The organism is Halocatena pleomorpha, assembly GCF_003862495.1.
In the GTDB taxonomy this organism is placed as follows: domain Archaea; phylum Halobacteriota; class Halobacteria; order Halobacteriales; family Haloarculaceae; genus Halocatena; species Halocatena pleomorpha.
In genome coordinates this window covers 19,565-43,699 of sequence record NZ_RRCH01000023.1, presented here as the reverse complement: position 1 = coordinate 43,699, position 24,135 = coordinate 19,565, and the positions used below count along the sequence as shown (strand labels likewise).

Below are 24,135 nucleotides of genomic sequence, written 5' to 3'. Positions count from 1 at the left end.
ATATTAGACAACTTCATTGATGTTCATGTCGTCGTCGTTCGCTTTCGATTCGGGTCCACCGTCTTCGGTCGCCGTCCGCTCGTGGCGTGCACGGACACGGGGGTTGAACACGCGGTCAAGTGACTGGCCGAGTAGGATCAGACCGACCGAGAGGCCCACAATCGCAGCCATCGGCACCAAAAACCAGTGGAGTGCACCCCCCGTGTAGTGTGCGCCTCGTTGATAGGCCTGATTTAGTATGACGCCCCAGTTCAAACTGGAAGATTTGAACGGGAGAATAGCGAGGTAGTACAGCGCCACCGCCTCGAAAATGACCCGCCGTGCGGCGTTCGTGAGGTTGATCACGACGTACGGCATCAGATGCGGGATGATTTCCTTGAACACGATCCGGTGTGTGGGAATCCCCATCCCACGGGCCGCTTCAACGAACGCCTCGTGACGGATGGTGAGCACTTGCGACCGAATTGCCCTTGCAAGACCACCCCACGCACCAACGCTCAATAAGATACCGACCATATACGGGTTCCCGCCGATCGGCAACAGCGCAGCCAGAATCATCACGAGCGGAAACCCGGGCAGGTTGATGAACACGTCAGTGATCGAACTCAGTATCGTATCGACGACGCCACCCTTGTACCCCGCAATCGAACCGACGATCGTTCCGATCCCAACGGTGAACAGCGCACCCGACGTTATCATCTTGAGGATGGTCGTGGTGGAGTAAACCGTCTGAGAAAGCATATCGCGCCCCATGTTGTCGGTACCAAGCGGATACGCCCAGTTCTGGAACGGTTGAACCAGCGCATCACCCTCAGTGACTCCCGTCGGTTCGATAAACAGTGGACCGACAAGTCCCATCAGGATATAAAACAACACGAGTGTGAAGCCGATCCGCGCCCGCCAGTCGCGCCACACGATGGCAACCGGGGCGTAGATGTAGGCGTCGTAGAGTTTGCGGTACCGGTCCCACCGTGATTCCTCGTACTCCGAAACGATCTCGAACGGTGAATTCACGTTGCCGCCGTCGGATCTCGCGTCTTGATCGGTCGTCCGTGAGTCGGTATCGTCCGTCATCGGTTCTCCTCCGATCCGGTCCAGATCGAGTCGTCCGATCGAATACGGTCCATGGTCTGATCCATTGTCATTTGATTCTGCTGTACTGCTCGGGAACGATTAGTATGCTTCACTCTTCTGCCCTCCAGCTCGTGGGTCAACGAGCGAATACGTCAGATCAGCTATTAGCAGGGCAAGGACGACCGCGATTGTGAGGACCGTGAACATCCCCATCATTAGTGGATAATCACGCTGATACGTCGCTGATAACATGTACCAACCGAGTCCCCGGTAGGAAAACACCTGCTCTAGGACGACTGAGCCGCCGAACATTTCACCGAGGCTGATCAAAAACGCCGTGTACATAGGGAGCACAGCGTTGCGAGCGACGTACTGGGTCGAGATCGTCACATCGGAGAGACCACGGAGTCGTGCGACGCGGAGGTAGTTCTCACCCAAAACACGAATACTGTTCCCACGCATGCCGAGCGAGGCGACGCCGGACGCAACCAACATGGATAAAACTGGTAACGCGGCGTGGCGAAGGATGCCTGTGACGTACGCCACACTGAATCCGGGCGGAACGCCCGTCGGCTGTCGGCCACTCGTCGGAAAGATGCCCCACCGGTAGGCGAAAAAGATCAACAGCAGGAGGGCTAGCACGTAGTACGGCGTCGATCCCATCAGAATTGCCCACGAAGTGAGTCCAACGTCGAGCTTGCTTCCTTCCCAGTACGCCATCAACGCACCGATGATGACACCCATGAAGAAGCTGATGAAAAGCGACCAACTCAGCACGAACAACGTCCAGGGCAACGATCGCGCGATGATATCGACGACGGGTTCTGAATAGTACATCGAGGTTCCGAGATTCCCCTGGAGCATGTTAACCATGTAGTCGACATAGGCGTACGGAATCGGCTTCGTCGGATCGACGCTCAATCGAAGCTCGACGAGATGCCGTGCACGAGCAGGATTAACACCTTGCTGTATCAACTGCTGGACCATCGCACCCATCGGATTGCCCGGCAACAACCGCACCAGAACGAACGTCAGGGTGAGAACCACCCACAATGTAAACACTGTTTGTCCTATACGTCGTATTCGCCATCCTATATTCACCATAGTATCGTTACACATATCCGTTGCGTTTTGTCTACTTAAATCCAGCGAGAATTTTCACGTACGACATAATGATGGATAATAAACATTATCGGCCGTAGACGCGCTCGATAGAGAATCAGGTGTCGCTTAGATTACTCGAACGGCTCCCAGCCCGTGTAGAGCACCGCTGCGCTCATCACGAGTGTAAGAGCGGTCGGAACGAGCGTTAGGAGCGCGACGACGTACGGCCCAGAGCCCGGTTTGACGTGCAGAAGCGAGAATCCGAGTAACAACAGAAACAGTACATCGATCCCGAAAACGACCCTCGAAATGGACTGCGCTAATCCCATGGTGAGAGGCACAGCCACGCCGTAATAAGCGTTTATCTGCCGGTCACGGCAGCTATCAGGAACCTTCCTCGACGCGGCGTGCCCACGACCGGAGCCACGCGCGCGTCCCGCCGTTGGGAACGGTTAGCTCGTGGGTGACAACTGCCAGATCGGGATAGCCTCCGACTTCCGTTTGGCTGTCGATGAACGAGCCGGTCCGATTACGGACTTGATCAATGACGCGCTCATCGTGTTCAGTCCGGTCAGCGGGCCGTGCACCTGCGTTTTCCAAGTTGTGCGTTTCGAGTTCCTCGGACGGCAGCGCCGCCAATCCGTCGGGCCACAGCGGTGGCGCGTTGAGTTCAGTGACGTTTTCGGTCATCGGTGTTTCCGGGTCGGCAGAGTAGTTATCATCGAGATAGGCGTTCCCGCCGTCGATGTTCGTGTCCCCGTTGTCGCCGCGCAGGTAGCCGTTGCCGACGACACTAGAGTACACCGTTCCCGTCTCACCGAGGTTCGTCGCTTCGTCGTAGTGGTACATGACGTTGTTGACGACGACGCTTGTCGTCTCGGCCTTGAGGCGCGGAAGACGGTTGGTGTTGTGCGCCCAAACGTTGCCCACGAGGGTGACGTTCTCGGAGCCGTCACCGACGAGCGTCCCGTAGTGAACGTCCTTGTCCGGGTAGGGAAACCGAAGCGCCTCAGCGATCAAGCAGTTCGACACCGTCGTGTTCTCGGTATCGTACCCCACCGAGAACGTCTCGTCGATTCCCCACGTCGCTGTACAGTGATCGATAACGTTGTTTCGGGTCCCGTCGCCCGTCTGAACCGCATCAGAGGGACCCTCGCCCGTTGGACCCGTATCGCCCTTCCGAATCCGGATGTGCTGGATTACACAATCGTTCGCGTCGAGGAAGAATCGACCGCCGATGAGCGTGATACCCGGCGAGGGTGCGGTCTGGCCAGCGAGATACAGCTCGTCGTTCGTGACCGTCAGTTGCGTGCCATCCAAGTCGACGGTACCACTGGTCTCAAAGACGATCAGCCGCTCCCCGTCGACCGTGACGGCGCGATCGAGTTGATCGCGCGTCGGTTCCGTGATCGTAATGATCGGCGTCTCGTCGTCGAGCCAAGGTGCCGCTCGGGCGAATCCATCATCCGGATCGAACTGTGAACTACTCGACGGTCCGGCGTCGCTGTTCGGCTGACTGTTCGATCGATTGGGTGTGCTGAACTGGACGACCGCGCCCGTGGCGGTGTCACCGTCGTCGGTGTCCGCGACCGCCCGGACCTCGTAGTAGCGTCTATCGGTTAGACCATCGGCGTCGACTGCGAACGAGCCAGCGGCGGTGAGCGTCTGCGTCTGGGTCGTCGTCCACGATTCGTGGGGGACCTCGCGGTACTCAAAGTAGCACTCCGCAGCGTCGGCACCACCGAGGTCGGTCAGTTCACCCCGTAACGTCGCACCAGTCGCAGTCACATCCGTCGGCTCTGTGCTCGACACGAGCGGAACACCAGTCTGGGCGTTGACGCCGCCCGAGACCGCCACGTCACCGATGTCACCGTTACTATCGGGTTCGATCCCGGTGAGTCCCTGAAACGTCGCCGTACAGGAGGTGCCGACGGAGTGGCTCGTGACCGCCAGTCCCACGGAGACGCTCTCGCTCAGGGCGATATCAGCGTCGGTCAGGACACCGATCGTGGTCCAGCTTTCGCCATCGGTCGACCGGTAGGCTTCAAGAGTGTCGCCGCTGCGGACGAATCGCAACCAGTCAGCTTCTGCTCCACCGGCGCTCGTGGTTTCGCCACCGCTCTCTGGACGCCACTGAAGTGAAACCTCGCCGTTCGGCCGCCGCCGAACCATTGCGTTCGACGCGTTGGCTTCGAGTGAATCACGGACCATGAGACCGGCCTTCGCCCAGATGTCGGTGTTCTCGACAGCGATGCTCCGAACCGCGACATCGAAGTCGCCGCTGACCGGCGTGTAGTAGTACTGAAACGCGTCTTCAGTTCCCCAGATGTCGGCGCCGCCGCCCTCGATCGTGACGACCGTTGCGGCATCAGCGGTGGCACCGAACGTCGCTCCAATCGAGAGACCAATACTCCCCGCTCCGATCGCACGCAAAAACGTGCGCCTGTCGTGTGGCATTTGTCACACACCGATACGAACCATACGTTTGAAATGCTTAAATTTATCGCAGAATCATATCTATCAGTAATAGACATCCTGTTTTGCTTCGATCTGCAGAGAACAGCGAGCACGATTGCCTCTGCGAGCGGGGTTCCTTCCGGCGAAACACACGTCGAGTACCGTCAGCGGGATTCTCTTCACGCAGGCGCTCCATGGAATCCAGTTCGGAACCGGCATCTCTGGTCAAGTTCGCAACTTCGTGGTAGCCGTCCGAAACGGTCGTGGTCCGATGGTTCCGTCCGAAGACGGCACGCAAGGAACTTGATATCACGTTCGCAGCCCAAAAAGCCGCCACCCACGAGAGATGGGCCGATATCGACCACGAGTAGCGATCAGCCCCGCGACTGCCGCCAGTTGGACGACAATGATTAGACTTCAGCGATCGGAATGGGAGATTGCTAGAACCACTGTCTGGCGAAGCTAGACGATACATTTATACTATGCGCGACACATCAGGAAGCTATGTCCCTGTCAGACCAGCAGGTACGGAGTCGTCTCCGGGGTGTAGCTGTAGGATTGTTGACACCATTTACCGATGAAAACGAGATTCAACACGATGATCTTGCAGAAAACGCACGAGAGCTGTACGACGCGGGGATTCGAACGTTTTTAGCGGCCGCGAACATCAGCGAGTATCACTCGTTGGCCGAGAACGAACGCGCGGCTGTGGTCGAAACAAGCGTGAAAGCGCTACCGTCTGATGCCTGCGTGCTGGCCGGCGTTGGAGGAAGCACGGCCGGCGCAAAAGAACTGATCCGAGCGTACGATCGGCTTGACGCGGACGCGATGATGATCATGCCGCCCGATCACACGTATATGCACGAACAAGGATTGTTGGAGTACTACCGGGAACTCGGGGCAGTAACGGAGACGCCGCTCGTTCCGTACGTTCGGGGATTCGATCCATCCGTCGAGTATCTCGCTCGCCTCACCCACATCGATAGCGTCGTCGGGATCAAATACGCACTGAAAGACCCGGTAAAGCTCGGTGCCGGCATCGGTGCCGGTGCAGACGACGTTGTCTGGGTCGACGGACTCGCTGAGCCGTTTGCCGTCTCCTTTTGGGCCGAAGGCGCAGAAGGGTTTTCAGCAGGAGTCAGCAATTTCCGACCCGAAATCGGTCTCGAACTGTACGATGCGCTCTCTGCGGGAGACTGGGAACGGGCGTGCCAACTCCGGAACATCTGCCTGCCGTACCAGAACTTTCGTGATGAGACCGGTCAGGAAAACGAGATCGAGGGGGCGATCAGCGTCTCAGCCGTCAAGAAAGGACTCGAACTCGCCGGTCTCAACGGTGGTTCCGTTCGAGAACCGATTCGACCACTGGCCGAGGAAGAAGAGCGCAGAGCCGAGCGGCTGTACGACCAACTTGACGACGACATCGAATCCCTCATCGGGTGATCGCACCGCTGCTGGAACGGTACGCGGGGGAACCGCCTACCGTAGTGTGGCGTTCCGTCAGTGGGAACAGATATGATTTGGCTGACTAGTATGAGGAGTCGGTGTGACCGATATGGAAGCACTGTTTCGAATGAGAGGCAGTGTCTCCGATTCGCTTCGGCACGGATGACAGCTGTGCTGAGTCATCGTTCCCGAAAGGGGAATGTACAGCGTTCGAATCGGACACAAAGCAACATCTACTTGGCGTCATATTTTTGCTACCTCTCTTCAAATGATCAGACGGATCATGCACGCGACTGGATGAACTGAGTTCACAGCACGAAACGGGACATCCCGGGCATTACAAGCGTACAAGCGTAATATTCCAGTCCCGTAATTCTCGCGCGTACGGTCCCGTCGTGGGGTCACTGACCCGGTGAGTTTGACGACGCCGAGCACACCCGAAACGGTCGAAGGTCAGACGACCTGATTTTTGAGACCCGAATACTCGCCGGTCTCGACCACGTGATCGACGTTTCGAGCGACGATGTCAGCGACGCGGGCGTAGTAGTTGGGGGTGTAGCCGGCGTTGTGTGGCGTGATGTGGACGTTCGGAAACGCCCAGAGGTCGTGGTCGGCAGGGAGTGGCTCGGGATCGGTCACGTCCAGCGCCGCCCCACGGATGGCGTTGCGCTGTACTGCGTTGGTGAGCGCGTCGGTGTCGACGGTCGGGCCGCGTCCGATATTGACTATCACCGATTTGGGAGGGAGCGTCTCGAACGCCGCGCGATCGACCAGTCCGCGCGTCGTTTCTGTCAGTGGACAGGCCAAAACGAGGTAGTCGGTACGCGCGAGCGCGTCGTGGAAATCGGTTTCAGTGAAGCCGACTACCTCATCCGTGGAGCCGCCTTTCGAGGGCGTGTAGCGAACGCCGATGGTATGGGGACCGAACGGTTCGAGGCGTTCGACGATCGCCTGCCCGATCGCACCGAGACCGACGACAGTAACTGTGCTGTCTCCGAGTTCCTTCTGAAATCCTTGGTAGTGACGCCACTCGCCCTTTCGCCCGCGCTCCCAACCGATGTGGAGGTTGCGCACGAAGACGAGAATGTTGCCGATGACCTGCTCAGCGATCGGTGGACCGTGGACGCCAGAGGCGTTCGTGACAGCTACTCCGCGGGCCTGCAGTTCCTCAAGCGGGAGATGGCCGACGCCGGCCGCAGCACAAGCGAACAACCGTAGTCCCTCGGCGTGATCGAGTAGCGCCTCTCGGAACCAGTGGCCGACCACGACCGAGGTGTCGGAGAGGAGTTCACGCTCAGCGCTCGGTGTCGCCGCTCGCACAACTTCACAGTCCGGGAGTCGTTCGCGGAGCTGCTGTGTCAGGGCGTCGGTGGACTGCCCGTGGGCACCACTCCGAAGCACGCCCACAGCCGGTCGTTCAGTCATCAATACCACCTGAGACAGGCATTTTGATCGACATTCGATTCTTGATTATCCCGCAAGGCTCTTAATTCGTGGTCTCCCGGCCGATCGTGCGACGGGACTCCGGAGTGGGCGGATCGGATTGTGTTGTCAATGTCGTCAGGTCGTTCCGCCGTCCCAAACGGACGGTATCGATCGAATGCGTTGGTCACAGCCTTAATCGACGGGAATCTCGTACGTGGGGTCGTTCACGAATCGATCGAGCTCGGCGTCGAGAGACAGCTTCGTGGCGCTTGGAAGCACGATACGAACGGTGTTTGCGTCGGGGACGACTGTCGCTCCATCGTGTTCGACACGCGCGAACCGGTGTTCTCCGTAAGCACCAGCCTGCACGACTAGTTCCTGTCGTGTGCCGCCGCTGTTGAGCAGCGTCAGCTCGATACCGTTGTCGTTCACGTCGGTGACGAGCGCAGCCACGCCCGGCGGGAGTCCCGGTCGACCACGTTCGGCGTCGAAATGACGGAGTTGGGCCATCACCAACCCGCCGTAGTAGACGGGCTGGGGCGCACCCATGGTGAGCTGAAGCAATCCTCGGTGGAACACAGGATTTCGGTCACGGAGGTAATCCTCATCGATCTCGGTCGGTTCGTCTTCCTCGCGCATCCGAGCGAGGCGTCGGTAGACGCGGGCGTGTGTAGCCGCCAGCAATCGCTCTGGATACTGAGGAAACTCGCCGTCGAGATACGCGAGCCACGCGTACTCCTCTCCAGCGCCGTGTTTCGTCGACGGTGTTGGATCGACCGATGTCCACGGCCGTGCGTCCCAATCCCGGAGTTGGCGTACCCGCTCGCGGTCCGCCGTTGTCATCGACAGGTACCAGAGATGAACGGCGTACGGATCATCGCGGTGGGGACGGAACTCATACCAGCCGTCGCGCCACAGTACCTCGCCGTTGTCGTCGGTCAGTACACCCGAGGCGTCATACTGATAATCACCAGGATCACCGTACTTGTGAGGAATGTACAACGTTTCGTGACCCTCCCCATCGCTCACTGGAACGCCTTCATCCAGCAGAACGTCTAGCTGCGAACGAGGAAACGAGAGGTGCTCCCGATCGCCAGTGAGCAACACGGCGTTCTCGGCGCTGACGACCGGGCCGATCCCGACGTAATGCCAGCCACCCCACGACCAACCGTAGTAGCCGCCGTACCACGAGCCGTCGGTGTACTCCCCAATCGCTCCCGATCGACCGACGTTGTCCGGGATGAGTCCGCCGTTGGCGTCTGTCCGTTCGCGCCATGCCGCGAGATACGAAAGCACCCACTCGCGGTACCGGTCGTCACCAGTGTGGAGATACGCGTTGGTCATCAGGCTCGTTACATTGAGGTTGAGCGGAATATCGCCCTTCGAGCACCGTTCGTCAAGCACCTCGAACAGGCGCGCTTCGTTGGCGGGATCAAGCAGATCGGTGGCGCTGTCGAACTCCAGATCACGCCATGGCAGTCCGTGGCGTGCCCATCGATAATCAGCGCCGTACGGATGGTGTTCGTATGCCGAGAAATCGCAGTAGTCCGGTCCCATCGAGCCGTTCATCGGTCCTCGGACGAGACGCTTGTCGGCGTCGTAGTTGTTGGTGTCGCTCTCACCCAAATACAGCTGTGCGAACCGCTCTGCTCGTTTGGTGACCGTGTCATCGCCGGGGGCCGCAAGACCCATGTTGTACGTGTACTGGTTTCCTTCGCCAAGATGGAACCAGTCACGACAGTGTTCGAAATCCTCGACCACCATCGGATGGCCGAACGGTGTTTCCGTTCGTCGCCCGCGACGGAGTGCGCCCGCATAGACGGTACGGGCGTTGGTGAGCACGCGCTCGTGCCCCCCCATTGCGTACACCAGCGGCCAGTTGTAAAACCCCTCCACCACGTCATCAAACCCATCGCATCCGACGTGGTCCTGTGGTGGCCAGAACGGCTCACCGTTCGCCTCGAAGTACTGCTCAACGAACTGATCGACGGCGTCCGCGAGCAGATCGAAGAGGTTGCGCTGGAGCAACGCCCATTGTGGTGGCTGCTCGATCGACGTTCGGGCCGTTATCTCGACCATGCATCGTTCCGGTCGCCTGCCACAATCAAAGTTCGGGTCACTGTTCAGTCCCGTCGATCGACTCGATGGGATCGACGGAACCTTCCCTTGTAGTGGCTCCCGCGGTGGGTGTCGCCCACGCCACAGCGTTGCTCACCACCCGCTTGATCTCCGACTGGTGGAAGATCGGATACGCTTCGTGCCCCGGCCGAAACGCGAAGATCCGTCCCCGTCCGCGCCGATAGCAGACGCCCGACCGGAACACCTCACCGCCCTCGAACCACGACGTGAAAACGGTCCGTTCGGGTTCGGGTACGTCGTACGGCTCACCGTACATCTCAGTAGCAGGGATCTCGAAATATTCGTCCAATCCGTCTGTGATCGGATGTCCGGGATCAACGACCCAAACGCGCTCTAGCTCCCCACCGTGACGGTATTTGATCCCACACGACGTTCCCATCAGCTGTTTGAACGGTTTGGAGTTCTTCCCTGAGTGCAACGCGATGAATCCCATTCCATCCTGTACGTGTTCAACAACGCGGTCAGCCACAGCGTCGCTAACCGCGTCGTTGGCACAGTGAGACCACCAGACCAACACGTCGGTCTCCGTGAGTGTTGACCGATCAAGTCCGTGCTCGGCGTCGTGGAGCGTCGCCGTGGTGACGGCGTAGTTGTCGGCTGTGAGTCCGTCCGCGATCGCGCCGTGGATGCCCTCCGGGTAGATCGCAGCAACTGACTCGTCTTCCTGTTCGTGAACGTGTTCGTTCCAAACGGTGACCTGTGTGGTCATATACGTGTACCTGCTGGCGATCGTCATAAATCCTCCGTCCACGGCGTTCAGGGGGATCAATCAATGAAACGAAACGTATATGCGGTGTCCCGCCGCCCGTCTGTGCATGGACATAACTGACATTCGAGTGATCGGACTCACCCACTCACTGCCCGAAGGGAAAGGGGTGGGTGATGCGCGTGGATTCGGCCGGACGCGATCAACGACGCTGCTTCGACTGACAACATCGGATGGTACTGTGGGGTGGGGAGAGGCGTTCGTCCCCGGATCGATCGCCCAAGCCACTGTCGACGAACTGTTTCGGGACGACGTGATCGGCATGGATCCGTTCACTGTTGAATCGCTAGCGGAAGGGACCTACACGGATCCGTACCACTTCGGTGGGAGCGTGTTCGTCCAGAGCGTCCTCAGCGCAGTCGATACTGCCTGTTGGGACATCATCGGCAAGACTGTCGGGCAGCCGATCCACCGACTGCTCGGCGGCACTGAACGCACGTCGCTCACGCCCTACGCCTCCACGATGTATTTCACCGAAGAAAACCGGCCAATCGAACAGCCGATCGAAACAGCTCACAAAACGGGATTCACCGCCGCGAAGATCAAGATCGGCAGCGGTGTCGCTGCCGATATCGAGCGAGTACGTACCGCGCGGGAAATTCTCGGTGAGGATGCGCACCTGATGGTCGACATGAACGGGAACTATCGGCCCGATCAAGCGATCAAAAGCACCCGTGCGCTCGCGGAATTCGATCTCACGTGGATTGAAGAGCCAGTGCCACCGGAGAACTACTCCGGTTACCGAGAGGTCGGACGAGCGATCGACACCCCGATTGCCGCTGGTGAGGCCCACTACGGACGGTTCGCGTTCAAGCGACTCATCGACGACCGGCTTGTCGACATCGTCCAGCCGAACCTCGCTCGGTGTGGTGGTCTCTCAGAAGCCCGACGCATTGCCGATCTGGCTACGACCGAAAACGTCGGCGTCACGCCCCATGTCTGGAACAGCGCGGTCGGACTCGCTGCTGCCGTCCAGTTCGCCGCGAGCCTGCCGGCGTATCCTCATAGCCGGACCGAACCGGAACCGAGGTTTCTCGAATTCGACCGCAGCCACAACCCCCTCCGCTCGGAAATCCTCCGAACGCCCTTCGATCCGACTGATGGAGTTCTTAACGTGCCACAGGAACCAGGACTTGGGATCACTGTCGACACGACAGCAATCGAACAATACAACTAACGGGGAGTGGAATTCAGTCCACGGGGTTTTGATCACAGTCGTCTGAAATAGTTCGTATATCATAGTATTCGACTACCATACACACAAAGTATAAAAAAGCTTGTATATTTAAAAAGTATTGAACGTATTCTTATGTAAATTTTCATACTTGGAATACCATCTATACCGCTTGGACGGCGTTAGAGTAGGTACTATCGCACACTATTTAGTACTGTTATCTGATAAATATCAGAAAAGGCGCCGTCAATGCTAGTATCGCTAAATATCACGCCGTTTGAATATAGTCTGACTACTAAGTAACAAGACAACGGTAATCGTGAGTAAGACGCCACTGTCAGTGAGGGCGTACGTTCCATCAACGAGTATCTCACTCGGATCGTAATACTGTGTGGGACTCAGATTCCCGACCCAACCGAGACGCTCGGCGTTCGCGGTAACAGAGTCAAGCAAAAAGAGGGCAAAGACCAGTCCGACCGCCCCTCGTTTTGCGGTGTCCGCTCGGTCGAGAAGCACGGTGAAGACGGTCCCGATCGCCGCGCACGCGAGTAAGTACGGAATTGACAGGGCGTGAACCAACAGGAGATGGATCGGATCGATCGATTCACCGATCGCAGCCACACTACCGTACACGACTAGGCCGACGGCAACGTTGAACACGACGATCGGAGGGAGCAACGAACCGTACTTATCAAACAGGAGTCGTGACCGAGAGACGGGAAACGACGCCAGCAGATCCATCCGATTCCGTTCGATGTCACCGGCAATCAACCCGCCTGCAGTGTATGCGAAATACAGCCCGAGACCAAGCACCCAAAGGAAATTGTACACTTCAACGGCGAGAAATCCTTCGATGGTAGCGATCGTCTCGATACCGAACGCCTCAAGCATCGCTGGCGGGAGCGATGTGGCCATCCGTTGCAAGCTTTCCGTGTCGAGAACTGAGAAATACCAGACGAAAAACCCGGTGAGAATAGTCATTCCGACAGCGATAACGACGGTCCCCCGGAACCGGCGCTCCCACTCATACCGGGCGGTCTCAAACATCAGCGGTCTCCGTGGGTGGGTTCGTTTCGTGCTCGGTACCGTAGTAGTGCATGAACACGTCTTCGAGCGCTGGCTCACTGATCTCGATATCGCGCACGTCGTGGCCCGCGAGTTCGTCGAGCAACGTGTTGTACTCACCAGTGTAGGTGAACTGGATTTCCTCACCGACCGTCGTAACGTCGACGGCGCCATCGAGATCAGCAACTCCCAAACTGTCGCCGTCGGATGGAACGACGTGGACTCGTTTGCCACCGCGATCGAGGAGCGCCCCGATCTCCTCTAGCCCGACGAGGCGGCCCGCTCTGAGGATCCCGACGCGATCGCAAACACGGCGGACTTCGCTTAACACGTGCGAAGAGAAGAAGATCGTCGTTCCACGCCTCCGTTCTGCTCGAATGAACTCGTTGAATTCCTCCTGCTTCAACGGATCGAGTCCGGCGGTCGGTTCGTCCATAATCACCAAATCGGGATCGTGCATGAACGTCTGGATGATGCCCAACATCCGTGTGTTTCCCGTTGAATACTCCCGAATCGGTCGGTCCAGCGGTGGAGTGAACGTTTCGAGAAGTTCGTCGCGTCGGTAATCTCCTTTGAGAGACGCGTGGTAATCGAGGACTCGACGCCCCGTTACCGCTTCGTCAAAGCCGAGAGTCGCCGGGAGGTAGCCGATGTGGCGTTTGGCTTCGATCAGCGCGGCCTCCTCGCGAACGTCGGCCCCGAGCACCCTCGCAGTTCCTGATGTCGGCGTGAGCAACCCCAACAGCGCACGGATCGTCGTGGTTTTCCCAGCACCGTTCGGCCCGAGATAGCCGAAGATCTCACCCTCAGACACGGTGAACGACAGCGAATCGACGGCGCGAACGCTCCCGTACTCCTTGGTTAGCTCGGTTACTTCGATCGCGTCCATGCCATGCTCATTAACTCTATAACCAAATATCTTTTTCGTTTATGAAGCCATGACTGATGACCAATTTGGTTATGTAGTAAGGAAGCAAACAACGATCATGGCCGGTTTCACTGACGAAGAACGGGAACGCATCAGAGAACAGCTCATCGAAATCGGACACGAACTACTGTTGCAGTACGGTCCAAAGAAAACGACCGTTGCGGACATCACTGAACCGACCAGGATTGCCAAACCGACGTTTTACCAATTTTTTGATTCGAAATCGGATCTGTATCTCGTTATTCTTCAGCGGGAACTGGAGGAGTACATGACTAACGTCCGGTCAGAGTTGCTTGAAGTAGACAATCCTCAGGAGGGACTCGAACGGTTTTTCCGGTGTTACGCCGAATTCGGTGAGGAAAACCCATTTATCCAACAAACTATCATTAAAGGCAACTACCAAGACATCCTCCGCAACGTCTCTCAAGATCAACTTGCGGAGCTTCAACGTCAAGAATTAGCCGAGTTTGTTCCGATCATCGAGGACCTCCAGAAACAAAGTGAGGGACCAATTTCGGAGATGGAGCCACTCACCGTACTCGGGATCATGGGTGGATCGGTCGGTCTCCTTATATTACATAAAGACGAGTACGAACGGTACGAAAGAGAACTCGATGGGATCAAGCACGGATATTACGAACACGTTCGGAATGCGTTGATCGAAACTCTTGCAAAAGGATTGACAGCCGACTGATGGCTGTTTGATTCCTACCAGATAGTATACAGATAAATAGAAATGGTTTAATGTCTGTTGTGTATGTCTCAAACTATGCCAGAGCCGGCACCGGCCCTAGAACGGATTCGTCAGATCGGGTTCGGATTTCTAGCATCGAAAACGTTTCTGAGTGCCGTCGAGCTCGGTGTATTCACGGAACTAGCGGAGAACCCCGCGTCGTGGACGGCGCTTACAGACCGTCTTGATATTCATCCTGAGATTGCAGCCGATTTTCTCGATGCGTTGGTCGCTTTGGGCCTACTCGAACGAAACGACGGCGTGTATCGGAACGCACCCGACGCAGACAGATTCCTCGACCGGAACAAAGCAACGTACATCGGCAGTCACTTCGAGTGGGCGAACGCACGGATGTATCCGTTGTTCGGGAATCTCACGGAGACACTTCGGACGGGAGAGCCACAGACAGCCCACAGCGAGGACAAAGACGTGTTTGACGAACTGTACGGAGACGACGCCCTCTTCGAGCGCTTCGTAAACGGGATGGCGGGGATGAGCTCCCGCGTTGCTGAGATTCTCGCTGAATCTTTCGAATGGGAAGAGTACGAGACGATGTGTGACGTGGGTGCTTCGAAAGGTATCGTTCCCGTAATCGTGGCTGAAAAGAACGATCACATCGAGGCAACAGCGTTCGATCTTCCACGACTCGAACCGATTGCAACGGAGTTCATCGCAAACAGTGGCGTCGCAGACCGGGTGTCGTTCCACGCAGGAGACATCTTCGAGGACGGACTGCCTGAACACGATGTCTTCGTGATGGGACGACTGTTACACGACTTCGATCTTGCTCATAAGAGAGAACTCATTCAACGCGCTCACGACGCACTGCCGGAAGAAGGGGCGCTTCTCGTGTACGGAACGATGATCGATGACGAACGCCGCGAAAACGACGACGCGTTATTGATGAATCTGTACATCCAAGTCGAAACAAACGGATTTGATTACACACACGAACAGTGTCAATCATGGCTTCAGGAAGCTGGTTTTTCAAGGACGATGGCGTGTGACCTCCCAGGCCGAGGATCGATCGTAGTCGGAAAGAAGTAGTCGATAATTGTGAGTACTTCTGTAGCAAATCGAGTGTGAGTGTTCCACCACCCCGGTAGTATTCATCAAGAATCACTGCTGTGTTTTACACGATATTCCGGGCACACAGCCCGACCAACCCGCCGGCTAGTGCAACGTCTGTTACGCGCGTAGATTCGTGAACTGCTTCGAAACGTAATTGTACATGAATTCATGGCTACTCGTTCGTCTATCACTCGGAACGCTTTGATCGACGCGTCATGGGAACGAAGGCGTTCACACCGGAGCGGTGTCTTCGGTGAACAAGATTTTATACGACGCATCATCATACCCGAGGTGGTATGATACTATCGGGGGTAATCGTCGTCGATTCGTCGACAGTCATCCACGACGGGAGCGTCGTTGTACGTGATTCACAGATCGAAGCGGTCGGTGACCGCGAGGAGATCGTTGACCGGTACCCCGATCACCGTGAAGAGAAGTATGACATCCTCATGCCGGGACTGGTCGGCGGACACATCCATTCCGTCCAGAGCCTCGGTCGAGGGATTGCAGACGACACCGAGCTACTCGATTGGCTGTTCGATTACATTCTTCCGATGGAGGAGTCGCTCACGGGCGAGGAGATGGAGATCGCAGCCAAACTTGGCTATCTCGAACTGATCGAGAGCGGCACCACAACCGCCATCGATCACTTGTCGGTCACCCATTCGAACCGTGCGTTCGAGGCGGCCGGAGAGATGGGTGTCCGTGCCGTGCTCGGAAAGGTCATGATGGATCAGCGATCGCCCGATGGACTCCTTGAAGCGACTGACCGGGCGTTAGACGAGAGCGAACGGCTCATCCGGAAGTATCACCGATCGTTCGACGACCGCATCCGGTACGCCGTCACGCCACGATTCGCAGTGTCCTGTACTGAGGCGTGCCTTCGTGGCGCGCGCGAACTCGCTGACGCCTACGACGGCGTCCGCATCCACACCCACGCTAGCGAAAACAGAAACGAGATCGAAACCGTCGAGAGCGACACCGGGATGCGCAACATCCATTGGCTCGATGAGGTTGGCCTTACTGGCGAGGATGTCGTGCTCGCCCACTGCGTGTGGACCGACGACTCAGAACGCGAGGTGCTCGCAGAAACCGGAACGCACGTCACACACTGTCCGTCCTCGAACATGAAACTCGCTTCGGGCATCGCGCCGGTGTGGGACTATCTCGATCGTGGTATCAACGTCGCGCTCGGTAACGACGGACCACCGTGTAACAACACGCTTGACCCGTTCACCGAGATGCGTCAAGCGAGCCTACTCCAGAAGGTCGGTCAGCTCGATCCGACCGCGACACCCGCCCGCACCATCTTCGAGATGGCGACGATCAATGGGGCCAACGCTGCGGGCTTCGAGCGACTCGGGGCGCTGCGAGAAGGGTGGCGTGCGGACATCATCGGTATCACGACGGAGCGCACCCGTGCAACGCCACTGCACGACGTGTTTTCCCATCTGGTGTTCGGCGCCCACGGTGACGATGTCGAGTTCTCGATGGTTGACGGGAACATCCTCATGCGCGACGGTGAACTCACGACCGCAGACGCCGAGGAGATCAGAACACGAGCGAACGCTATCGATCTCGATCTCGAAGCAACTCAGCGGGCGGCCTAATAACAATCATAAGCGCCGCTTGAGCCGTGTGTCGCTTCGAGACACCCCCAGTCACGAGTGAAGCGATCGATGCGTTGGACCCAGGGAACACGGCTACTGGAACCGAACGCCGAGATCGTGCATTCCTTCGTTGTTCATCGCGAGATTGATCAACAGCGGCGTGACGCTCTCGACGAGTGCTGTTACCGCGAGCGGTCCGCCTTCGAGCGCTCGCAACCCCTCGATCGCGTCAGCGAGCGATCGCACGAGCGCCGTGGCCTCGGGATCGTCACCGGTCACCACGGTGTCTGTTCGAAGCTCGGTATCCAAGTCACTGAGCGCACCAGCAGCGAGGCTTTGGAACGCGCCAACGACCGGAACGTCCTCGGGTGCAACCGCCGCAATGGCTTGTGCGACTGAGCCGTCCTCTGGTGGCGTTGCGTGAAATCCGGCTCCATCGCGGTCCATACTCACTGCGGGGCTGACGAGCACATCGTCGCTGGTGAGTCCGTCTGAAACCGTCTCGACGGTCGAGATGGCGTACTCCGGCGGAACGCTGAGAACAACCACATCGGCGCGCGCAGTGGCTGCCTCGTTGCCCATCCCAACAACATTGTGTTCGACGCCACGCTCCCCGAGCAACGTGCCGTAGTCGTCTGCTCTCCGGGTTGCTTTCTCGGAATCACGAGAGCCGACAACGACAGTGTGGTCTGTATCTTGGGCCCACCGCAACGCGAGTCCTTCACCGATGTCACCTGTTCCGCCAAGGAGTGCGATATCCATATCCGACGTGAGACCCGCTCCCCCAAAGACGTATCCCTCCGACGACAGCCGTCACTCAGTACACTGCATTCCGGACCGCCACAGGTCCTCGGTGGTCGTCGCTCTCAGTCGATCGTTGCGATGGCTTCGATTTCCACGGCTGCGCCTTTCGGAACGTTTGCCACTTCGACAGCGCTCCTGGCGGGTGGCTCCTCCTCGAAGAACGTGGTGTAGGTGTCGTTCATCTCATCGAAATCCTCGATGTCGTCGAGGAAGACGGTTACCTTGAGAACGTTAGTCATGTCGAGATCCGCTTCTTCGAGAATCGCCGCGACGTTCGACAGCGATTGTTCAGTCTGAGCAGCGACAGATTCGTCGTCAAGCAATTCACCATCAGCGGTCATCGGCAACTGTCCTGCGGTAAACAGAACGTTACCGTCCGTCGTTGCCTGACTGTACGCGCCGACTGCGGCGGGTGCTGATTCCGTGCTGATCACGCGTTTCATACCTTGTTTATACCAGGTGCGGTGATAAAACCCGCTGTCCCCGATGACACCGATCGGGAGTCGTGGAGAAGTAGTGCTATGACGGAAGACGACGAATTGTCAGAAGTTATGATTATTCCGGTTCGAGCGCGTACCGAGTGTGACAGAGACGGTCTCACGCGTTCCATTTCTGATCACAGAGATCTGGACGGTGTCACCGGGGGAGGTTTGGAGCGCGAGAAACGACGCCAGTTCCTGACGACTGTTAATTGGTGTGTCCTCGATACGGATGATAACGTCCTCCTGCTGGAGCACCTCCACAGCGGAACTCTGGACGCTTCTGATGACTACGCCTCGGGGCTGATCGAGACCGAGCCGTTGTGCGACAGTGGGTGTAACCGACTGCACCGTAACGCCGAGGGCAGCGTGTTCGTACGTCCCGTCCTCGATAAGTGCCGGGACGACCCGCTCGATAAGCGCCGCAGAGATTGCAAAAGCAAGGTTATCGCCACCACCACTGGAGACGACGCCAACAACTCGTCCAGCGAGATCCATGAGTGGGCCACCCGAATTCCCTGGATTAACCGGGGCACTGGTCTGGATCGCGTCGGGAATCGTGTAATCGTTCGGGGCAGGAATCAATCGATCCACGCCACTTACGAGACCGGCTGTCATGGATCCTTCAAGACCAAAGGGGGTTCCGATGGCGACCACCTCGGTGCCGACCGGCGGTTGGTCGGCACGCAACGAGAGCGGCGTCGGGTAGTCGGGAAGTTGTTGTACCGTGACGACAGCGAGATCACTCGATGGATCGACACCCGTGATCGAGGCTGATCGCCACTCGTCGTTCGAAAACCGCACGTGGACCTCGCTCATATCACTGACCACGTGCGCGTTCGTGATGATGTGACGGCCTCGGAATAGGAACCCCGACCCCTGACCGTTTCGACCGGTTGAATCGGTGACAGACAGCTGCATGACTGAGTTGATCGTGTCCTGATATACACGCGTGTACTCCGTGTCCGTCCCACTAGGTGTGGATGTTGTCGGAGTGGGCGTGGGAGTCGGTGCCGATTCATTTGAATTATTAGAATTCAACCCGCCGAACACGTCTGAACAGCCTGCAAGCCCGGTCATAACTCCTGCGACCGCACCGAGGCACTGCCGGCGTGACAGGGGTTCATCACTCATTGAGCAGTAATATGGTTCTCCAACCGAATAAACACCATGCGTGAATACCCCGAATTCACAGGCAATCTTTAACCAGCGGGAGAGTCCCGCCCTTTAAGGTGGGCGTGAATCGCGTCACTCGACTACGCAATCCACAGTTTATAGCAGCCCGAATACCAAACGGAACCTATGATTTCACTGTTTCTTGCATAAAACCAATATCGGTCGAGTCCTCAACTATCGAGTATCCGTATCGATGTACCACCAGCGTCGACACCCGAAGACTGATCCGGGGATGCACACGAAAGTAATGAGACACCCCCTGTCGGTTAGTATGTGTTGCAAGGAATGATTCGCCATCATATACGTTGTATGTTATATACTCGTTACAACCATTAGTGAATAAGAATATCTGTCGACCGATAGCCGTCTCTTCGACGGTGGAAATCGGTTCGTACTCCGCGTGTTTAATAAACACATCTGTTAGTTCTTTCTCACACATGGTACAGTAGTGGTATCTACACGAACATAGATAGTCATTTTGAAAAGTATCTTAATTATCATATAATTTCTGTAGAATACCCTAAAGACTGTGGATACTGCGGTAGCGTTGCGTACAGTATAAACTGTCTGTACTGCACTCATTGCGGTCTATCTTCCATTATCGATACTGTCACGCAAAGCCAGTTGTCCGCTCAAGAGTGGATTAGTCATCATTTTACCAACATTCATGGCACTACTTTAAGCCGCTCGTTGTTAATCAGAGAGTATGCGAGGGATCCGAGTGGGATCGGTGTTCACCATCCCGATCAGACTCAACTGGACGTTTCTGATCGTACTTCCCCTGTTCGCGGCGTTCATCGCATGGGACATCGCTCAGTTGGTGCAGTTGCTCAATCAGGTGTTCGCCACGACGATCACTGCCCGACAGTTGACGACCGGCTTGATGCCGTGGGCGTTGGGGTTTGCGTCAGCAATCGGACTGTTTGCTGGTGTGCTGTTACACGAGCTTGGTCATTCGATTGTAGCGATGCGGTATGGATATGAGATTGAGTCGATCACGCTCTGGTTGCTGGGAGGGGTAGCCAACTTCGCGGAGTTTCCCGAAGACTGGCGTCACGAGTTGTTGATCGCAGTGGCAGGACCGATCGTGAGTATCGGGCTCGGCGTCGGATCGTACGTGTTGTTCCTCACCACTCCCGTCTCGTTAGAAGCGGTCCGGTTCGTCTTTGGCTACCTCGCGGTACTGAACGTCGTGCTGGCCGTTTTTAACCTTCTTCCCGGCTTTCCGATGGATGGAGGACGGATTCTTCGGGCACTTCTCGCTCGAAATCAGCCCCACGCGCAGGCGACACAGCAAGCCGCCGAAGTCGGCAAGTTCTTCGCGTTCCTGTTGGGCATCATCGGCGTCTTCACCAACTGGTTTCTCATCCTCCTGGCGTTTTTCATCTACATCGCCGCCTCCGGAGAAGCACAACAGACATCGATCAAAGCATCGTTCGAAGGCATTACTGTTCGTGACGTGATGACCCCCGAAGAAAATCTCAAAACCGTCTCCGCAGACACGAGTGTCGCTGAACTCATGGATCGGATGTTTGAAGACGGTCACATCGGCTATCCCGTTGTCCGCGACGAGGAACTCGTCGGCGTGATCACCCTAGGCGACGCGGCGGATATTCGGGCCGTTGAGCAGGACGCTTACCGCGTGCGAGAGGTGATGTCATCGCCGGTCGAAACGATCGATCCCAGTGCTGACGCGATGGAGGCGTTCGAACGGATTCAAGAGCACGATGTCGGGCGGCTTCCGGTTGTCGATGCCGATGAACAACTGGTCGGCATTATCTCTCGAACGGACCTCTTACGAGCGTTTAACGTCATCCAAACTGGTGGCCGTCCGCCGACGATCCGTCGACCGGACTCCGGTGAGGAGTTTGCCTGACGCCCCCGGACGCCACGGCCATCGTGGTCGGATTACCTGTCAGGAACTGATCACCACGGAGCCACCTTTATATGATAACTGGATGATGTATACGCACAGAGATGCCGAAGACCCACTACGAGATTCTCGACATCAGTCCGGATGCCACCGAAGATGAGATCAAACGGGCATACCGACAGAAGATACACGAACACCAGCCCGGTGGAAATGACGACGAACCGGACGCGCACGAGAGGGTCCTTCGGATACGAGCGGCCAAAGAAACGCTGTTAGATCCACGAGCACGCCGACGATACGACCGGGTTCATGACATTCAAACGGGTTCCGAAGAGCCGTCGGATGAGACGGCCAGCCACGACGACAGTAACATGATCAATCTGATAACTGGCGGTGTTGCTCAGTTGCGAACGGTTCCCGGCGAGGGCAAGCGATGGGTAGCCACCCATCGACCCCACACGATCACTCTGGATGTGGTGTATTCGCCAACGGCCGTCCGGCTCGCTATCACGGTCGTTCTCAGTCTTGCGGTAACGGAGGCGATTCGAGCGATCAACACAGTAACGGCGGCTACCGAGCTCGGCGTCGTCTTGGTGAGTCTCTGTACGTGCTATGTCGGATACGGCGTTCTCTCTCCACTTCCCTTCGAGGAGCCACGCTCTCGCGAACAGTTCACCCGTACGTCGATCACGATCTGGCCCGTGTTGGTGTTCTACAGTGGTGGACTCGGACTCCTTTGGACTTCGATACTGATCGATCCATCCAGCAGTGGGATTGAGTATGCTGTCATGACCCTCCTGTACGTACCTATTGTTTGTATCGGCTGTCTCATCGTCGGGATTCCGGGAGGAATACTGCTTGGGCGGGCGATGCCCCTGTGGACGACGAAACCGTTTCAGGAACTACAAAGCGGCATTGCGCTCGGGGTGCTCGGTAGTGGTATCGTTCTGTTCACGACAGTCGGGCAGGACGGTACCCTCTCTTCGTTCGTCGAAACAGTCGGATCGAATCAGGGAACGCCGTGGCTGCCGATGCTACGCGTCGGTCCGCTGCATCTCGGAAGTGTGTTGAATTTCGGTCTCGCTGTCGGACTGTTCCTCTCGCTGACCGTTGGGGTCGCGGGTGCACTGTGGGCGCTCACGACGGTTCCGTGGCGGGATCGGTACGAGCACGGCTACCGTGTTCGGCCCACCGTCTGGAACCTCCTTGTCGTCGTGCCGTTGGTCATCGTCATGTGGATGTGGATCCGTAGTGTGACCGTTCTGTCAATTCCGATCGGACTGATCACGATTGAACTCTCGCGGTCGGTCATCGGGGGCGGACTGCTCGTTGCTCTCCCGCTATTCGTGAGTGCGTATCTCCTCCGACGACGACTCGAACGACTGCTCGACCACGAGTGACAGTGCCTCATTGAGTAAGACAGTGACACACGGGTGAGGCGATTACCAGAGGCGGGAACTCTGTAACTGCTCGTTGGACCCAGTGGATCACCTGATCTGTGAAATCGCTTCGTCTCTGCAGATATGCGACTGTTGGCGATCGATACTCCGTCAAGAATATATAGCGTATATCTGTATCATACCTATGTCCGATCGAACGGTCGCACCACCAGAAATGGGTGATCGAGTCCGCACGCTACGGATCGGTACCGAACGGCCGATCCGCATCAGTTCCGGCCATCGTCTTCTCCACCACGATGGCAAATGTAGCCGTCCACACGGCCACAACTACACGATTTCTGTCGAGATCACGGGATCACTCACGGACGGCTGGGTGGTCGACAAGGGTGACGTGACGTCTGTTATCCACGAGTGGGATCACCGGTTCTTACTCGAAGAAGGCGATCCCCTGATCGATGCGTTCGAACAGAGCGGAGACGGAGACGCCGTCATCGTATTCGATCATCCACCGACAGCGGAAGTGATGGCGGCGTATCTCGAAGCCCGGCTTTATGAGACGCTCCCCGACACCGTGAGCACCGTTTCGGTTCAGGTCCGCGAAACGTCCGAACTGTGCGCCGGATCGATCGAGTAACCATGCCTGTCAACGATTCGATTCCTACTACCGATCAATCCGATAGCGAGGCGTTACCGATCAACGAGCTGTTTTACTCCTTGCAAGGAGAGGGTCAGTTGGCTGGAACGCCGAGCGTATTCGTCCGAACGAGCGGCTGTAACCTCCGGTGTTGGTTCTGTGATTCCTACCATACGTCGTGGGAGCCAGTCCACGCCCAGTGGTCGCTCGAAACAATCGTCTCGGAGATCCAGTCCCACCCCGCAGACCACGTCGTGCTGACGGGTGGCGAACCGCTTATTCACACCGAGACAGTCCCACTGATGGAACGACTCACGGAGTTGGGCTACCACATCACGGTCGAAACGAACGGCACGATCTATCAGGAAGCACCGATTGATCTCCTCAGCATCAGTCCGAAACTCTCCTCAAGCACGCCGGTAGCGGCGCGGGATCCGGCAGGCAACGGGGAATGGGCCGATCGCCATGAAACACAGCGCATCGACATCGATACGCTGGCAACTCTCCTCGACGCCTACGAGTTTCAGCTCAAATTTGTCGTGACTGACGCCGACGATCTGCCTGAAATCGAGCGGATCGTTGACCGAGTGCGACGCGCGACACAAACCACGGTCACCGATACGGACGTGCTGTTGATGCCGGAAGGAACAACCCGAGAATCGATCGATGAACGACGGAATGAGGTGGCGCAACTGGCGATGGACAACGGATATCGATACACCCCTCGGCTCCACGTCGACCTCTGGAACGACGCCCCAGGAACATGAGTTCAGCTGA

General features: G+C 57.2%; 22 protein-coding genes. 10 read left to right on the top strand and 12 right to left on the bottom strand.

Translation table 11 applies throughout. The annotated features are described in order from the left end of the window. Positions 1–3: 3 nt before the first annotated feature. The 4 genes from EIK79_RS10930 to EIK79_RS10915 all read right to left on the bottom strand — a co-directional run bounded on the left by EIK79_RS10930 (position 4) and on the right by EIK79_RS10915 (position 4,635). A complete protein-coding gene (locus EIK79_RS10930; protein ID WP_124955163.1) occupies positions 4–1,074 on the bottom strand; it encodes an ABC transporter permease in 1,071 nt (356 codons plus the stop codon). A gap of 99 nt (positions 1,075–1,173) precedes the next feature. Further along, positions 1,174–2,178, bottom strand: coding sequence for an ABC transporter permease (locus EIK79_RS10925; protein ID WP_124955162.1), 1,005 nt, complete (start codon positions 2,176–2,178; stop codon positions 1,174–1,176). A 131-nt stretch (positions 2,179–2,309) separates the two neighbouring features. Continuing rightward, on the bottom strand, positions 2,310–2,507 hold the full coding sequence (locus EIK79_RS10920; RefSeq protein ID WP_124955161.1) for a hypothetical protein: 198 nt from the start codon (positions 2,505–2,507) through the stop codon (positions 2,310–2,312). Between the two features lie 55 nt (positions 2,508–2,562). Beyond that, a complete protein-coding gene (locus EIK79_RS10915) occupies positions 2,563–4,635 on the bottom strand; it encodes a pectate lyase (protein ID WP_185715592.1) in 2,073 nt (690 codons plus the stop codon). Between the two features lie 115 nt (positions 4,636–4,750). Between EIK79_RS10915 and EIK79_RS10910 the strand changes: the two genes are divergently transcribed. Continuing rightward, on the top strand, positions 4,751–4,942 hold the full coding sequence (locus EIK79_RS10910; RefSeq protein WP_124955160.1) for a hypothetical protein: 192 nt from the start codon (positions 4,751–4,753) through the stop codon (positions 4,940–4,942). Between the two features lie 197 nt (positions 4,943–5,139). Continuing rightward, entirely contained in the window at positions 5,140–6,078 is a 939-nt protein-coding gene (locus EIK79_RS10905) for a dihydrodipicolinate synthase family protein (protein ID WP_124955159.1), read from the top strand. Between the two features lie 456 nt (positions 6,079–6,534). On the opposite strand, the gene EIK79_RS10900 is transcribed toward EIK79_RS10905, so the two are convergent. From EIK79_RS10900 to EIK79_RS10890, 3 genes are all read right to left on the bottom strand, one after another. After that, entirely contained in the window at positions 6,535–7,506 is a 972-nt protein-coding gene (locus tag EIK79_RS10900; RefSeq protein WP_124955158.1) for a D-2-hydroxyacid dehydrogenase, read from the bottom strand. A 192-nt stretch (positions 7,507–7,698) separates the two neighbouring features. After that, positions 7,699–9,585 carry a hypothetical protein gene (locus EIK79_RS10895; protein WP_124955157.1) on the bottom strand — a complete coding sequence of 629 codons (1,887 nt, stop codon included), beginning with the start codon at positions 9,583–9,585 and terminating at the stop codon, positions 7,699–7,701. Between the two features lie 37 nt (positions 9,586–9,622). Then, positions 9,623–10,354: a ThuA domain-containing protein gene (locus EIK79_RS10890; RefSeq protein ID WP_124955156.1), complete on the bottom strand. Its 732-nt coding sequence runs from the start codon at positions 10,352–10,354 to the stop codon at positions 9,623–9,625. Positions 10,355–10,460: 106 nt separating this feature from the next. Between EIK79_RS10890 and EIK79_RS10885 the strand changes: the two genes are divergently transcribed. Then, positions 10,461–11,588: a mandelate racemase/muconate lactonizing enzyme family protein gene (locus EIK79_RS10885; RefSeq protein WP_124955155.1), complete on the top strand. Its 1,128-nt coding sequence runs from the start codon at positions 10,461–10,463 to the stop codon at positions 11,586–11,588. A gap of 258 nt (positions 11,589–11,846) precedes the next feature. Here the strand turns inward: EIK79_RS10885 and EIK79_RS10880 are convergent, their stop codons facing one another. Both EIK79_RS10880 and EIK79_RS10875 read right to left on the bottom strand, forming a co-directional pair. After that, a complete protein-coding gene (locus tag EIK79_RS10880) occupies positions 11,847–12,632 on the bottom strand; it encodes an ABC transporter permease (RefSeq protein WP_124955154.1) in 786 nt (261 codons plus the stop codon). Beyond that, positions 12,625–13,539, bottom strand: coding sequence for an ABC transporter ATP-binding protein (locus EIK79_RS10875; RefSeq protein WP_124955153.1), 915 nt, complete (start codon positions 13,537–13,539; stop codon positions 12,625–12,627). The genes EIK79_RS10880 and EIK79_RS10875 overlap by 8 nt, the downstream gene beginning before the upstream one ends. 97 nt (positions 13,540–13,636) lie before the next feature. Here EIK79_RS10875 and EIK79_RS10870 point away from each other — a divergent pair, with 97 nt between their 5' ends. From EIK79_RS10870 to EIK79_RS10860, 3 genes are all read left to right on the top strand, one after another. Next, a complete protein-coding gene (locus EIK79_RS10870) occupies positions 13,637–14,272 on the top strand; it encodes a TetR/AcrR family transcriptional regulator (protein WP_124955152.1) in 636 nt (211 codons plus the stop codon). A 75-nt stretch (positions 14,273–14,347) separates the two neighbouring features. Then, a complete protein-coding gene (locus tag EIK79_RS10865; RefSeq protein WP_124955151.1) occupies positions 14,348–15,358 on the top strand; it encodes a methyltransferase in 1,011 nt (336 codons plus the stop codon). Positions 15,359–15,678: 320 nt separating this feature from the next. Beyond that, complete coding sequence (locus EIK79_RS10860; protein WP_124955150.1) at positions 15,679–16,992, top strand: 5'-deoxyadenosine deaminase; 1,314 nt, start codon at positions 15,679–15,681, stop codon at positions 16,990–16,992. A 93-nt stretch (positions 16,993–17,085) separates the two neighbouring features. Here EIK79_RS10860 and npdG read toward each other — a convergent pair whose 3' ends face one another. The 3 genes from npdG to EIK79_RS10845 all read right to left on the bottom strand — a co-directional run bounded on the left by npdG (position 17,086) and on the right by EIK79_RS10845 (position 19,409). Next, a complete protein-coding gene (gene npdG, locus EIK79_RS10855) occupies positions 17,086–17,754 on the bottom strand; it encodes an NADPH-dependent F420 reductase (RefSeq protein ID WP_124955149.1) in 669 nt (222 codons plus the stop codon). A 104-nt stretch (positions 17,755–17,858) separates the two neighbouring features. Beyond that, entirely contained in the window at positions 17,859–18,239 is a 381-nt protein-coding gene (locus EIK79_RS10850; RefSeq protein ID WP_124955148.1) for a Rid family detoxifying hydrolase, read from the bottom strand. A gap of 99 nt (positions 18,240–18,338) precedes the next feature. Further along, a complete protein-coding gene (locus tag EIK79_RS10845; protein WP_124955147.1) occupies positions 18,339–19,409 on the bottom strand; it encodes a S1C family serine protease in 1,071 nt (356 codons plus the stop codon). A 748-nt stretch (positions 19,410–20,157) separates the two neighbouring features. Between EIK79_RS10845 and EIK79_RS10840 the strand changes: the two genes are divergently transcribed. The 4 genes from EIK79_RS10840 to EIK79_RS10825 all read left to right on the top strand — a co-directional run bounded on the left by EIK79_RS10840 (position 20,158) and on the right by EIK79_RS10825 (position 24,125). Beyond that, positions 20,158–21,327, top strand: a complete 1,170-nt coding sequence (locus EIK79_RS10840) for a CBS domain-containing protein (protein ID WP_124955146.1) — start codon at positions 20,158–20,160, stop codon at positions 21,325–21,327. 101 nt (positions 21,328–21,428) lie between these two features. Next, entirely contained in the window at positions 21,429–22,724 is a 1,296-nt protein-coding gene (locus EIK79_RS10835) for a J domain-containing protein (RefSeq protein ID WP_124955145.1), read from the top strand. Between the two features lie 184 nt (positions 22,725–22,908). Next, a complete protein-coding gene (locus EIK79_RS10830; protein ID WP_124955144.1) occupies positions 22,909–23,358 on the top strand; it encodes a 6-pyruvoyl trahydropterin synthase family protein in 450 nt (149 codons plus the stop codon). Between the two features lie 2 nt (positions 23,359–23,360). After that, positions 23,361–24,125, top strand: a complete 765-nt coding sequence (locus tag EIK79_RS10825; RefSeq protein WP_124955143.1) for a 7-carboxy-7-deazaguanine synthase QueE — start codon at positions 23,361–23,363, stop codon at positions 24,123–24,125. Positions 24,126–24,135 lie beyond the last annotated feature (10 nt).